The sequence below is a fragment of the Rhodococcus sp. EPR-157 genome, from assembly GCF_001647195.1.
Lineage (GTDB): Bacteria > Actinomycetota > Actinomycetes > Mycobacteriales > Mycobacteriaceae > Rhodococcoides.
Window position 1 is genome coordinate 1 of record NZ_LVCV01000165.1, and the last position, 14093, is coordinate 14093.

Sequence of the window (14093 nt, forward strand, 5' to 3'; positions counted from 1 at the left end):
ACATCCTGGCGGACCAGGACACCAGGGTTTCCGAGACCGCAGTCCGTGTCGACGGCCAGGAGTGTCAGGCCGGTCTCCTGACCGGGTTTCGGTAGGACGAGCATGACGCCGCGTTGACCGTCGAGCTCGACTCGAGCGGACCCGAGCACGGTGGTCGAGGGTTCGAAGCCGTTGGCTGCAAGACACCCGGACAACGCACCGGACTCGAGAAGATCGTTGGTTTCGCGATTCGTCATGACTTCGTAGGCGACGGATGCATCCAGGTTGTCGGAGTCGACAACCAGGGCCGGTGAATCCGCCGACGGAGCCTCGGCGACGAGATCCTGCGTACCTTCGCCATCTGACGTCACATTGTTCACCACGACGGCCGTCATCACGACGCCGAGTGCAACCGTGGCTGCGACCCCGACGACGATCGCGACTCGAACACGTCGTCGACGTGAGGCCAGCGTGATGACGTCGGTGGATTCGGCGCTGGTGTGAAGTGCGGTCGGCGGTTCCGCCTCGGCGAGAGCTCGGTCGATTCGCTCGGCGACCTCAGGGGGAAGCGGTTCTCCACGGGCAGGTTCGCGGCTGGCTGCTCCCAGGCGGGCGGTGACCGCATCGAGCGCAGCGAGGACATCCATGGCGTCCGGGTCCTGCCGTACGAGGGGCCACAGCTGCGAGCTGACCGACTCGGGAAGTGCACCCGCATGTAGATCAGCGAGAAGTTCCAGTGAGTACGGCTGGGTAGGAAGGGGGTCGGTGCCGTGCGACGCCATCGCGATCTCCTTCCATGCACAGTCTCCCTACACATGCTATGACGCAGCGGACGGTCTAACGGTTCCCGTCGTATCGAAGAAATTCGAGATGAACGGCCAATTTGAGTCTGCCGCGAGCGCAGCGGCTCTTCACCGTTCCTGCGGGTACCCCGAGCAATCGCGCCGCATCGGCTACGGAATACCCCTCCATATCGACCGCGACGACCGCCGCTCGTTGCTCGGGCGCCAGCGTCATGAGTGCTTTGTGCACCTCGATCGAGGTCTCCACGGTCGCCATCGGGTCGCGCGAATCGGCGGGATCGAACGAGTCGCCGTCGGGTAAAGACACCGTCGGCCTCGATCGATTCCGTCGGATGCGGTCCAAGCACGCGTTCACGACGATCTTGTGCAACCAGCTGCGCACTGCAGCATCTGCACGGAACGACGCCGCAGTACGATGCGCCGACAGCAAGGCCTCCTGCAACGCGTCCGCAGCGTCTTCGGTCGTGTAGCTGGTCCGGCGTGCGGTCATCCACAGGTGCTCTTGATGTCGATGAACAAGCGTCGTGAACGCCGATGTGTCACCCGCAACGTGCGCCGCCAGCAATTCGACATCGGAGCGCCCACCGAGCAGATCCCCGACCCCTTCGTTTACACCTGCAATCCCCATACGAAAACGGCTCCCCCCCGTGTTACCGCATTGCTGGAGAGCCTAAAGCATAGAGACCGCGCAGTACGAAAAGATGTTCTTTTCAAGCACTGTGCAGGTGAAGCGGGTGTTTACAGGGCGGGGATCAGGATTGTGCGGTGAAACCGAAATCCGCGATCGACGACTGGTTGCGTCCACTGTCGGTGCTGAGGACTGTGATCCACACCAGAACGTGGCTCGTCGGCTCCGTCATCTGCAGAGGAATATCGGTGACACCACTTCCGAGAGTTGCCTCGCCGATGATCGTCGTATCACTGAGGCTCGGAGAATCGCTCGGGGCCGATCTGATCTCGACGACTGTTCCGGGTGACGGAGAGTTCACGAACGCGCTGGTGAGCACTGACGACGATGGCAGTGTCGCGAGCAAGCCCACGCCCTCCTTGAGTGAGGGGAATGGCTGGAAGTAGGAGTCCGACGCCCACACGGTCGAAGGATCGCCATCGGTCGCATTGGATGCCGTCGAGGCATTGTCCGCACTGCCCTGCGGTGAGAACACCTCGACCGAGTCGATAGCAACGGGCGCCGCGGCCGGGGTCGCGGCCTCGGGCGCCCCTGGTGCGGGCGGCACCGTCTCGGGCGTCGTGAGACCGAAGTCCTGTTGCGTCAACGGTTCATCGGAGTTGCCGCCGGCGATGGTGGTGAACAGCCAGTACCCGGCGAAGCCGAGGACAACGACGGTCAGAGCACCGAGAACGGCAAGCGCGATGTTGGTTCGTCTCGATCGCTGCTGTTGTGCCGCAATCTCTTCGGGGTCGGCGAGGGAATGCCCGCTGGCTCCTGGAGCTCGCTGTCCCAGACGAAGCGCGGGCATCATGTCGGTCTTGTCGTTGACGACGGCAGCCTGGTCGAGAACGTGCTGAACGGTTGCCGCAGTCCTGATTCCGCTGTTCTGCTCGAGCGCGCGTACAGCGACAGCCGAGATTTCGAACGGAACATCGGACCGAATCCGACGTGGCTCGACGGCATGGCCGCTGGCGTCTCGGTCTGCGGGCTTCATGCCGCCGACCGAACGCAACTGTCCGTCCGGACGAGTGTTGCCGGCTGCGTCGACGAGGGGCCATCGTGCGGTGATCAGGGCGTAGAGCATGGCGCCGAGTCCACGAACGTCCGAACCCGGGTCGGCGTCGGCGAGCGTCGCGGGGAACGCAAGGACGGCATTTCCGCTCGTGCTGATGCGAACACGATCGGGGTGGTCGATCGACAGTGCGCCGCCGCTGCGGTGAGCCGCTTCGGCAGCGCCCGCCAGCGCCTTGATCGCTCGCGCTGCACCAGTCGGGGATGGAACTGTGTCCGCCATCTCGCGCAATGAACGACCGGGCGTCCATTCGGCGACGACGATGCCACCGGAACTACCGCGCACGACGTCGAGCACGCGCGCAAGTCCGGGTGAGTTGATGCGGCCGAGACGCAATGTGCGCGACAGGATTGCCTGCGGACCTTCCGGTCCATCTGCCGAGGCATCGCCCGCGCGCTGGTCGGCGTCGACGAAGGTGAGAGCCACCTCGCGGTCGAGCTTCACATCGTGTGCTTGCCAGAACTTGAGTCCGCGAGCACCGCCGTGTGGGGCGAGCAACCGGTAGCGGCCACCGGCAACCGATGCTCCGGGAATGAGTTTGGGGCCGCGCAGCGCGCGCGGGTTCTCACTTGCAGCGGGCGCCGCCGTCGCGCCCCCGACTGTTGCGGTACCGGGCGTGACCGGTGATGCAGTGCTGGCGTCCTGGTCGGAAGCCTGATCCGCTGCGCCGTTCGAATCGTCCTTGTCGGGTGCCGCTGACTTGTCGGCCGCGAGTGCGCTTGTCTCCGAAGGGGTCTCGTCGGCAACACCGTCGTCGGCAGCAACTTCGGCGGGATTGCCCGGCTGCTGCGCCGAGGCCTCGACCGTGGACTCGTCGACAGCGGGAGTCTTGTCGGTCGAGCTCGTGTCGGAGTCGGTGCTGTCGGACGACGGTGGTGTGGGCGCAGCTGTCTTCGGCGGAACAGAGGGCACGTGTGCGCGCTCATCCACCTCGACTCCACCAGGTGCTCGGTCGGCGCCGTTCTTCACGGACTCGGCCGGCCCCCCAGCCACTTCGTCGTCGGTCACTCTCACTCCTTCACGCGTATGTGCCCCGGATTGCCCCACATGACCACCCCGTTCGGGCGGACGTGGCGGGGACTGCGTCCCGGTTCGCCGAGGTCCAGGGTACGGGAGTCGGTCGCGTGCAGTGTCCCATGCAGCGGCGGAACTGACGACCGGTATCGCTTCGGTCTGCTGGGTGGGGAAAGGTTCGGCCGATTCGGTGACGGACGTGGTCCTGCCCCGAACTCGATCGACCAGTTTGCGCACGGCGACCGTCACCGCCAGCACCTCCGGAATTCGGCCGAACCACAAGATTCCGAAGGTGATACCGAGCATCAGGACGGCACAGATCCCGACGCGCAGCAACGCGCCGACCACGCCTAGCGGTTCGGTGACAGCTCCGAGGTCGGCAATGCGGTCGATGGCGAGCATCGCGGTGCCGCCCGCTGCAGATGCGATGAGCACCATCCAGATGGTCTTCCCGATGTTGATCATCCGCAGGTTGCCGAGGCTTCGATGCAGCAGGAATCCGCCGATGCAGGCACCGACGACGAATCCGAGGCCATTCGCGACGCCGAGCCAGAGGACGACCTGCTGATCGTTGCGTGCCAGGACGGGTGCCAACGCGGACAGGGCGATCTTGACGCCGGTGATGCCGAGAATGATCCAGGTCGGCGTCCACGCCTGTTCTCGTGCGTAGAAGACTCGAAGGTGGATCAGGACCAGCGCGTACGGGATGAGAGTGAAGGCCGACCAGCTGACTGCTTCGCCGAGTCGTCCCGCATCACTGGCGAAGTTGCCGAAACCGAACAGGGCTTCGCCGACCCATGGTCCGGCGAAGGTCAGGAACACCACGATGGGTACGAGTGCGACGAGCGTCAGTCGGGTAGCGACCGACAGATCGTCGACGACAGCGGGGGTGTCCCCGTTGGCCGCGTTCCGGCTGAGCCGCGGCATGATCGCGGTCAACACCGTCACGCCGAGGATCCCGTAGGGCAGCTGCAGCAGAATCCACGCTTGCGAGTAGATCGCCGGGCCGGCTTCGTCGGCCCCGGCGGAAATCTTCGTCGCGAAGACAAGACCGGCTTGGCTGATGACGACGTACAGGATGATAGCGGCCGCCATGCCGCCGAAGGCCTTGAGCCGGGCGTCGAATCCCCACAGTGGCCGCAGGTCGATCTTTTCTCGCCGCAGAGCCGGGATCAGGGCCGCCACCTGGGTCACGACACCGGCGGTGACGCCGAGACCGAGGATCAGGATGTGCGGGTCGCTCATCTCGACGGGATCGAGCGTTATCTCGCCCGGCACGAGGAAGTACAGCGAGAAAATCCCGAGTACGACCAGGTTGTTCCACACAGGCGCCCAGGCACCGGGGCGGAAGTTCTGCCGAGTGTTCAGCACCGCGGTGAGCAGCCCGGACAGGCCGTAGAACAGAATCGCTGGTAGGACGAGGTACGACAGCGCAATTGTCAGTTCGCTGCTGACCTTGGCATCGTCGTCGATCAGCATTCGGCTCAGCACCGGCGCGCCGATGGTTGCGATCACCGCGACGACGGCAAGCATCGTGAACGCGATCGTGAACAGTCTGCGCACGAACGACGTGCCGCCGTCGGGATCCTCCATTTCGGCCCGCACCAGAACCGGTACGACGATCGCGCTGAGCACCGCGCCGAGGACCAGCTCGGAAATCATGTTCGGCAGAATCGTCGCTGCCGTGAAGGAGCTTGCGATCGCGCCGCCGAGAATCGCGAGCATGACGACCTGTTTGAAGAACCCGGTGATCCGACTGACCAGTGTTGCCACGGCGATCGACCCCGTCGACGCGAGCAGGCTCTTGTGCTTCGCCGGGGGGCGAGCGTCGGGTTCGGGTGTCGGTTGCGGCTGGTCCGGGACCGGCGGGAAGTCCTCGTCGCGGAACCTGGGAATGAGTTGGGTGACGGAATTGTCCGGAGCAGGCCCGCCGTCGGGAGACGGTGGAGCCGGGTAGCTGCGCATCTCGCGTGGCCGTGCATACGCGTCGCGTTCCCACGGCGCCTGACGTGGTGGATCGACGCGCCTGAACACCTGGGCTGCGGGCAGCCGAGTGCGCGGGCCGTCCCCCCGGTAGGGCATGTCGCCCGAGTGGGGGATATCGCTACCCGTCATGGCCGTTCGTACCCTTCGTCTGCTGGGTCCGGCTGACCTCTGAACCTGTGCAGAAGTCTGCGGCCGGCGAGTAGTAGCAGCAGAACCCCCGCGGAGGCGGTGATGATCGCCAGCGCCTGTCCGTATGCGTTAGACCGTACGGACACCGTCGACGCTTCGCCCAACTGCTGGCCGTCGAGGGTGGTCAGGGAAAAGTCGACAGCCAGGTTGCGGCTGTCGTCGACCTGGGCCGGAACTGTGATCGTTCGGCTTCCCCGCGCAGGCAGCGCCATGGCACCGACGTCGCTGACGGTCATTTCCGGCGGCGCATCGACCTTGAGCCGCACGTTGACCCCGACGGGGAGGTCGTTGCGGGCGACCAGCAGCAACGGACTCTGTTCCGACGCCAATGTGTAGACACCGCCGGGGGCGAGGACCGTGACCGATTCGAAGATGCCGTCGAGTCCGGACTCGGAACCGTCCATTCGTACCCGAGCTGCGGTCGACGCGGCTTCGGAACGATCGGCGGTGCCGATCGCACGGAGCAAGTCCTCCCGAAGCGGGGCCGTGTACAGGCGCGGTGTCAGCGCAGATTGAGGGTCGTCGACCAGCGAGCCCCGTAGCGCCTCGATGCGTTTGCTCTGCGCCCGCACACGATCCTCGAGATTCACGTCACGATCGTCCTGATCGATGGTCCTGGTTTCGACAGGCAATCCGGTCGGTACGGCGGCGGCGAGCTCGGCTAACGGTCGCGCCGACGCAAGACCGGAACGAAGCAGCGACGACACGGTTCCGAGAATGGCGTCGGGTTCGTCACCGCCTGCCGTCCAGTACTGGGGTGGAGCGATCGTCAACGTACGCGGCGCACCGCCCGTCGGAGCCAACGAGTGATACGCGACCGCGCCCAGTGCATCCTGCAGTCGAGCTGTCCTGGAATCGCCGGTCAGGTCGTATCGCTGGTCCTCGGGCGTGAACGCCGGCGTACTCGGGTCGTCCCCGACGCCGGCCAGCGCAGTCGCCGTCGCAGCGTCGAACACGGTGGCGTTCAATTCCGCGTCGACACTGCTGCCACCGACCACGCGGGCGACGGCTCCGGACGCACTCGGCGCGATGCTGTTGTCCGCGAGCAGTGCAGTTCGTGCACCGATCGATCGCACCGCAGCCGCTCCGGTCTCGCCGAGCTGGCCCGTCGAACTCCAGACGATGCCGCGCACAGAGGTCACCCCGAGGATGGCGTCGACCACGTCGGATGGCGATTCGAGCGCGGTCGACACCAAGGAGGCATCGCCGACATTGCCCAACGTGTCGAGATCCACCTGAGCGAACGGCAACGCTGTCACACACGTCGACTGCGTCAAGGTTTCCAGTCTGCTCAACCAGTTCGACGCCGCTTCCCGGCCGGTACCTTCGCGGGCGGGCCCGGTCGGGTCGGCGGGGTCGTCGACGATGGAGTAGCCGCGAGTCATGTTCGACACGGTCACCAGCAGGTCCGGGTCGACGGCGAGACACAGAGATTCGGCCAGGCGTCCTTCCGGATCCAGCTCGTCGGTTGTCGCGAACTCGACTGATTGCAGGAGTTCGTCGAGGCGCCCGCCCGGTGCCAACTCGCCGGCAAGTTCGTCGTCGACGAGACGTACTTTCTCGTCCAACGAACCGGGGATTCCCGCAGCGAGGCGTGGCTTGTCGGCTAGGGGCCACAACAATGTCGTCGCCACCGGGTCTGCCGTGCTGGGCGGCATCGGCTGTGCATCGGGTGCCATCGGGTCGAGGGCGGTCGGATCTCGCGGTACCCCAGTGACCGGCAGGAGGAAGCGAGCGTCGTCGAGCCGAGCAGTTCCGCCGTACTCGGGTGTGCCGTTGACGTTGAGCAACAGCGGGTACACACCGGGTCTGTCGATGCCGAGCGACGGGCCCTGCGAGCTTCGAAGTGGCATCGAGATGACGAACTGTGTGCTCGCGCCCTGCTCGAGGTTCACAGCGACGTTCTGAAATTCGCCGACGTTGAGGTATTCCTGCTGATCCAGCGACAGAGTCGTGCGTAGCTCCTCGGGCGCATCGACGGCGTCGGCGCTTTGCATCCGGACGCTGATGTCGTCGACGCGACGATCTCCGGTGTTCGTCACCGTGGCGCGCACCGTGACGAACGGTTCACTGGTGGTCGTGACCGTCCCAGGTGCCACCGCATCGACGGAAAGCCGCAGGAACTGGCTTCCCCGATCGGTCTCGGGTAGGTCGGTGTCACCAGACTGGTACGAGCTCTCGGTCGGGTCCTGGGTTTCCTGAGCGACGGCCGGCCCGGGCGCCAGAACCGACGGGATCAGAACGAACATCAAAGCAGTCAATGTGGCCGCAGTGACTTTCGAGCGCCGCACCATCACTTCCCGCCGACGTGCGTCTCGGGATCCGAGTTGTTCATACTCTCGATCAGCTGGCTGGCGATCGCAGCCAACTTCCGCTCGTCGGCGTACGCCAACCGTGAAGCCAGTTCGCTGAGCGGAACCCACGCGACCTCGGTGACCTCGACGTCCTCGTCCGACAACTCGCCGCCGAGAAAGCGCAACAGATAGTGGTGCACCGTCTTGTGGACGCGGCGGCCCTCGGTGACGAACCAGTAATCGATGCTGCCCAGCGACGCCAACACCGATCCGCGTATGCCCGTTTCCTCGGCAACCTCGCGCATCGCTGTTTGTTCGGCAGTCTCGCCCTGCTCGATGTGGCCTTTCGGAAGCGACCACAGCAGTCGTCCGCGGCGGTCGGTGCGGCCGATCAGAGCGGCGCAGCGCTGCGCGGGAGGACCATCCAGACCGTCGACGACCAGGCCTCCAGCGGAAGTCTCTCGCACCGTCCGCAGCCGTGGCTTGTCGCTGTCGGCGCGCGCAGTCCGCCGCCGCGGGTTGCGGCGGCTCCTGTTCGCACGTTCGCCAGCAGACACCCAATCCATACTAGATGGAAATGGACGGTGATCCTCCTCGCCGCACCGTGACGGTTGCGCGGGCACTCTTGACGGGGTCATTCCGCAGGCTCCACTCCCGCCTGGATGGGGTCATTCCGCAGGCTCCACTCCCGCCTGGATGGGGTCATTCCGCAGGCTCCACTCCCGCCGCCTAGGCTTTCTCGACGTGCCCGAGAAGTCTCCGATCCCCCGACCGCCCGACGAGTCAGCCGACCGTCGCAGTCGGCTGTTGGCGTCGGCTGCGGTGACCCTGAACAAACTCTCCGATGTACTTGCCCCGTTGGCGGCTCGATTCGCAGCCGAGGGCCACGAGCTGTACCTCGTCGGTGGCAGCGTGCGCGACGCCGTCCTGGGCCGTCTCGGCAACGATCTGGACTTCACGACCGATGCCCGACCCGAGGTCGTGCAGCGCCTGCTGTCCGGCTGGGCGGACAATCAATGGGACACCGGCATCGCCTTCGGCACCGTCAGCGCAGGCAAGGGTGACCAGCAGATCGAGATCACCACCTTCCGGACCGATTCCTACGACCAGGTCTCGCGCAATCCTGAGGTGCAGTACGGCACGAGTCTCGAAGAAGACCTGATTCGACGCGACTTCACCGTCAACGCGATGGCGGTACGGCTCGGCGCCGATGGGTCCCAGGAGTTCGTCGATCCCCTCTCCGGCATGGATGCGCTGCTCGAAGGCCTACTCGATACACCGTCGACGCCGGAGAAGTCGTTCGGCGACGATCCGCTGCGCATGTTGCGCGCCGCCCGCTTCGTATCGCAGCTCGGCTTCTCGCTGATGCCTCGGGTCCACGAGGCGATCAGTGCGATGGCCGGGCAGATCGAACGAATCACTGCCGAGCGTGTGCAGGTGGAGCTGGACAAACTGATTCTCGGTGAGTTCCCGATCGAGGGAATCGACGTGATGTGCGAGACCGGACTCGCCTCACACGTACTGCCCGAGGTTCCTGCGATGAAGCTCGAGATCGACGAGCACCATCAGCACAAGGACGTCTACTGGCACTCACTGACGGTGCTCAAGCAGGCGATCGATCTCGAAGATGGCGATCCGGATCTCGTATTGCGTTGGGCTGCACTGCTTCACGACATCGGCAAGCCCGACACCCGCAGGCACGAAGAGGGCGGTGGCGTCAGCTTTCACCACCACGAGGTCGTCGGAGCGAAGATGGTGCGCAAACGAATGCGCGCACTGAAGTACTCGAAGAAGATGATCGACGACGTATCCCAGCTCGTGTTTCTGCATCTGCGGTTCCACGGCTACGGCAAGGGGCAGTGGACGGACTCCGCGGTACGGCGCTACGCGACAGATGCCGGCGATCTACTTCCCAAGTTGCACAAGCTCGTTCGCGCAGACAGCACCACCCGGAACAAGCGTCGGGCCGCAGCGCTGCAAGCAACCTACGACGATTTGGAGGAGCGCATAGCCGCGCTCGCCGAGCAGGAGGATCTGGCTCGGGTTCGCCCCGATCTCGACGGCAACGCGATCATGGAATTGCTGTCGATCCCTGCCGGTCCCGAGGTCGGCAAGGCATGGAAGTTCCTCAAGGAACTGCGTCTCGATCGCGGGCCACTCCCCCGCGAGGAGGCCGAGAAAGCGTTGCTGGAGTGGTGGAAAACGCTGTGAGCTGTGCGTGTGGGGCCTCCGGCCCAGTGGCACGAAAGAGTGCACGGTAGCGCACTCAACCGTGCCACTGGAGGCGGCGCCCCCAAAGGTTCGCGTTCCTACGACACGGCAGCTTTCATCAGGTACACGTTGTAGCTGTCCCATTCGGAGACGGTGAAGTACAGCTCGCCGTCCTTGGACCACGGGTGCATGAAGCCGCCGTAGGCCTTGGGGTACTCGGCGGTGCGCACCAGCGTCGTGGGCGGCGTCCACTGTCCTTGTGCTGTAACCGATTCGCGCAGAACGATGTTGCCCGCGATCGGATCGAGATACGTCATCTGCCAGATCGACCGCTGCGCGTCGTAGCGGACCGACAGCTCGCTGGCTGTACCGTCGGCGATGGGGGTGGCTTCGTTGAAGTCCACCGGCGCCCACGTACCGTTCACCCAGTACTGGTAGGCAGTCTTGTTGAGCACGTCGTCCTTCGGCACGCGTGCGAGCCCGACCGTGCCGACGCGGCCGTTGACCGTTCCGAACATGTAGACGTGATCGCCCTGCGGAACCATCGTCGAGACTTGGAATTTCGAGAGCCCGAACATGTTGTCCCAGCGGGCATGCGGGTCCTTGGTCCAGGTGGAGCCGTTGTCGTCGGAGTACGCGATACCCCCGTAGTTGGTCCACCACATTCCCGGTACGGTGCTCCAGCGGCGAATGGACATGTACGACATGTATTGACGGTCGCCGACCGCGAATCCCGACGTCGGGATGACCGTAGTCTCCCAATTCTTCACCTTGCGGCTGCTGATCAATTCGGCTGCGTGGCAGCGTGAGTCCTGCACCATACTGTCGATGGTCATACCGTCGGACAGGTCGGAGTCGGTGCTGTGGCCGAGAGTGTTGCTGCGCCAGTCCGGTCCACCGACTACGCCGAATTCCCAACCCTTGCCGAACGAGTCGCCGAACGCGACGGCAACCTCGCCGGGTTTGCTCTCCCACATGATGCCGAGGTCGGTGCCGTCGACCTGCCAGCGCTTGTCGGTGCGGTTGTCGGAGCCCGGGCCGGTGACCTGCGAGACGACGGATACGTCGCGGACAGCCGGCTGCGGCGGAGCGCCGCTGATCGGGCCAGGTTCCGCGGGATTCACCGCGGCGGGTGGCGCGGGAGCGATCGGCTCACCGGGCGGACCCGGGATCGGGATCGGAATCGTTTCGGGCTGCGGATCGATCTCGATCCGTGGAAACGGCAGTTCGGCCGAGCCGGACCCGACGGCAATATCCTGGGGATCGTCCGTGAGGTCCGGACACGGATCCATACAGGGGTCCGGTAGTGGCTCGGCCTCGACGCGGGTGCGGTCCGGTGCTGGATCGGGCAACGGAACCAGTTCGACGGACGGGTACGGCACCGGAATGACGAACCGGTCGGGGATGGGGGGAAGCACCGGAGGCGAGTCGAGGCTCAGGGGCTCGGGCGGATAGTCCTTGGGGTCGAATCCGGCTTCGCCGCATGCGTTGACGGGCGGAGGGGGCGCGGCGGACGCTGGTGCAACCAGGATGGTGCTCGACGCGGTGAGTGCGAGTGCGCAGACCAGAGCAGTCGATCTGGCGCGCATGCGTGTTCCTCCTGGTTGGAGAGTTCTCGTACCGTGCGGTGTGCAAAACAAGGTAGCACCGGACGAGCTACCGGGCGCGTCGGGCACTGAGGGACACGACGACGAGTCCCAGCACGTACACCAGGCCGCCTGCGAAGACGACGACGTGGGCCGAGGCGTCGCCGGCCAGATTGGAAGTGGTCGGGCCGACGGCGAATGCTGCCGCGGCGAGGGCGCCGACGAAGAAGATGTTGAAGACGGTGTCCTGCAGCGCGAAGACCCGGCCGCGATGATCGTCGTCGATGTCGGTCTGCATCGACGCGTCGCCGGTCAGCTTGATGGTCTGCCCGGCCGCGCCGAGCAGGAACGCGCCGATGAGCAGGCTCGTCTGGGTGAGGGCGGCGATGAACGTCACCTGGACCACTGCCGCGAGCGCCAGCGCTCCGACGATGGAACGAACTCGGCCGAGACGCGGCAGTAGAAACGGCGTCAGGACCGCGGCGACGAGCATACCCACGGCAGTCGCACCGAGTGCGATACCGAACCCGGCCAAACCACCCGGCAACGAACTCGACGTCGTCTCTCGCAGGATCAGCACCATGACGAGCGTGTCGATTCCGAACACGATCCGGTGGGCGCCGATGCCGGCCATCGCCGCTGTAACCGTCGGCGACTTCCAGACTGCGACGGCTCCCGATTTCAGACCTGCGGCGATGTCGGCGAGCGCCTCGAGTGCGCCTCGATCATCACGTTCCATCAGCGTCGCCGGGCCGAGTGAGCCTCGGGCGAAACGGGCAGCAGCGATCGTCCCGACGACCGAGCCTGATGCCGACACTGCCACGGCGACGCCGGATCCGACGTCGCCCGCGCCCACGACGCCGATGACCGCGACGGCGGCCCCTGCACCTGCCGCAGCGAAACCGGAACCGATTGTGGCGAGGAGCGAGTTCATCGGTACGAGCCACTCCGTCCTGATGACGTGGGGGAGGGACGCCGATGCACCTGCCATGACGAACCGACTGAGTCCGACGGTCGACAACGCGAGCAGGAGGAGCGGTGTCTCACCGCCGCCCGTCCACAGGACCGCGGACGTGGCGACGATGAGCACCACGCGGACCACGTTTGCCCACAGCACCACTGCTCGCCGATCCCAGCGGTCGAGCATTGCGCCCGCGAACGGTCCGATCACCGAGTACGGCACGAGCAACACGGCGAATCCGGCAGCGATGGCGGCTGGGTTGGATTCGCGCTCGGGGTTGAACAGGATCGCCCCACTGAGAGCGGCTTGAAACAGGCCGTCGCCGAACTGCCCTGCGAAGCGGATGGTGGTGAGCTTGCCTGCTCCTGGCGAATTGCGTAGCCGTGCCAGGAAGGTTTCGTCGCTCACTCACGGGACTGTAGTACGAGGAATCCAATGGGAATCTTCGAGAAGGATAGCCAATACGGAATGTAGTAGTTATGCTACAAATCATCGTCAGACCACGATGCTGGGAGGCCGGGGTGAGTACATCGAGCGACGTCGCCATCGACGTCGAGGACGTGCGAATGAAGTATGGGGCGACCGACGTTCTGAAGGGGGTGACGTTCCGGGCGCACCGAGGTGAAGTCCTCGTGATGCTGGGTCCGAACGGGGCGGGCAAGTCGACAACGCTGGAGATTCTGGAGGGGTTTCGTCTGCGATCTTCGGGGCGAGTCGAGGTGCTCGGCAGCGACCCTGCCGACGCGGACGAGCTGTGGAGGGCGCGCATCGGAGTGGTACTGCAGTCCTGGCGTGACCACGGGCGTTGGCGGGTAGGCGAACTGCTCGACTACCTCGGCTCCTTCTATGTTCCGTTCGGTACCGCCGAACACCGCCGCCCCTGGGACGTCGAACGACTACTGGAACTGGTCGGACTCACCGATCAAGCAGGGAGCAAGATCGGATCGCTCTCCGGTGGGCAACGGCGTCGCATGGATGTGGCGATCGGAATCGTCGGCAAGCCCGAGGTCCTCTTTCTGGATGAGCCGACGGCAGGGTTCGATCCCGATTCGAGACGCGAATTCCATGATCTGGTACACAGATTGGCCGATCTCGATGGGACCACCATCCTCGTCACCACTCACGATCTCGACGAGGCCGAGAAACTAGCGGACAGAATCGTCATTCTCGGAGGCGGTCGGATCATTGCCGACGGTTCACCGGATGACCTTGCCCGCACCATGCCTTCGGATTCGGAAGTGCGGTGGAGTGTCGACGGTAGTCGTTCGGTGCACAGCACCGCCCAGTCGGCGAGGTTCGTACACGATCTGTTCGCGCAGTACGGCGAC

At 65.1% G+C, this 14093-nt stretch carries 9 protein-coding genes; 2 read left to right on the top strand and 7 right to left on the bottom strand.

Annotation, left to right across the window (positions count from 1 at the left end):
• From A2J03_RS07300 to A2J03_RS07320, 5 genes are all read right to left on the bottom strand, one after another.
• A partial coding sequence (locus A2J03_RS07300) for a hypothetical protein (protein ID WP_068371460.1) occupies nt 1–761 on the bottom strand: 761 nt, incomplete at its 3' end.
• Between the two features lie 55 nt (nt 762–816).
• Complete coding sequence (gene sigM, locus A2J03_RS07305; RefSeq protein WP_068371463.1) at nt 817–1410, bottom strand: RNA polymerase sigma factor SigM; 594 nt, start codon at nt 1408–1410, stop codon at nt 817–819.
• A 124-nt stretch (nt 1411–1534) separates the two neighbouring features.
• Complete coding sequence (locus A2J03_RS07310; protein WP_231912408.1) at nt 1535–5653, bottom strand: lipid II flippase MurJ; 4119 nt, start codon at nt 5651–5653, stop codon at nt 1535–1537.
• Nucleotides 5650–8007, bottom strand: coding sequence for a DUF6049 family protein (locus A2J03_RS07315; protein WP_068371466.1), 2358 nt, complete (start codon nt 8005–8007; stop codon nt 5650–5652). The genes A2J03_RS07310 and A2J03_RS07315 overlap by 4 nt, the downstream gene beginning before the upstream one ends.
• On the bottom strand, nt 8007–8564 hold the full coding sequence (locus A2J03_RS07320) for an NUDIX hydrolase (protein ID WP_068371479.1): 558 nt from the start codon (nt 8562–8564) through the stop codon (nt 8007–8009). Before A2J03_RS07320 ends, A2J03_RS07315 begins: the two co-directional genes overlap by 1 nt.
• Before the next feature lie 187 nt (nt 8565–8751).
• On the opposite strand from A2J03_RS07320, the gene A2J03_RS07325 reads away from it, so the two are divergent.
• Nucleotides 8752–10218, top strand: coding sequence for a CCA tRNA nucleotidyltransferase (locus A2J03_RS07325; RefSeq protein ID WP_068371469.1), 1467 nt, complete (start codon nt 8752–8754; stop codon nt 10216–10218).
• A 98-nt stretch (nt 10219–10316) separates the two neighbouring features.
• Here the strand turns inward: A2J03_RS07325 and A2J03_RS07330 are convergent, their stop codons facing one another.
• Nucleotides 10317–11807, bottom strand: coding sequence for a DUF4185 domain-containing protein (locus A2J03_RS07330; RefSeq protein WP_068371472.1), 1491 nt, complete (start codon nt 11805–11807; stop codon nt 10317–10319).
• 67 nt (nt 11808–11874) lie between these two features.
• Nucleotides 11875–13173: an MFS transporter gene (locus A2J03_RS07335; protein ID WP_068371476.1), complete on the bottom strand. Its 1299-nt coding sequence runs from the start codon at nt 13171–13173 to the stop codon at nt 11875–11877.
• Between the two features lie 113 nt (nt 13174–13286).
• On the opposite strand from A2J03_RS07335, the gene A2J03_RS07340 reads away from it, so the two are divergent.
• The coding region (locus A2J03_RS07340) for an ABC transporter ATP-binding protein (RefSeq protein WP_068371487.1) at nt 13287–14093 on the top strand (807 nt) is incomplete at its 3' end.

Coding starts and splice junctions, on each gene's coding strand:
- A2J03_RS07315 (WP_068371466.1), bottom strand. CDS start 8,007: ATGGTGCGGCGCTCGAAAGTCACTGCGGCCACATTGACTGCTTTGATG.
- sigM (WP_068371463.1), bottom strand. CDS start 1,410: ATGGGGATTGCAGGTGTAAACGAAGGGGTCGGGGATCTGCTCGGTGGG.
- A2J03_RS07330 (WP_068371472.1), bottom strand. CDS start 11,807: ATGCGCGCCAGATCGACTGCTCTGGTCTGCGCACTCGCACTCACCGCG.
- A2J03_RS07310 (WP_231912408.1), bottom strand. CDS start 5,653: ATGACGGGTAGCGATATCCCCCACTCGGGCGACATGCCCTACCGGGGG.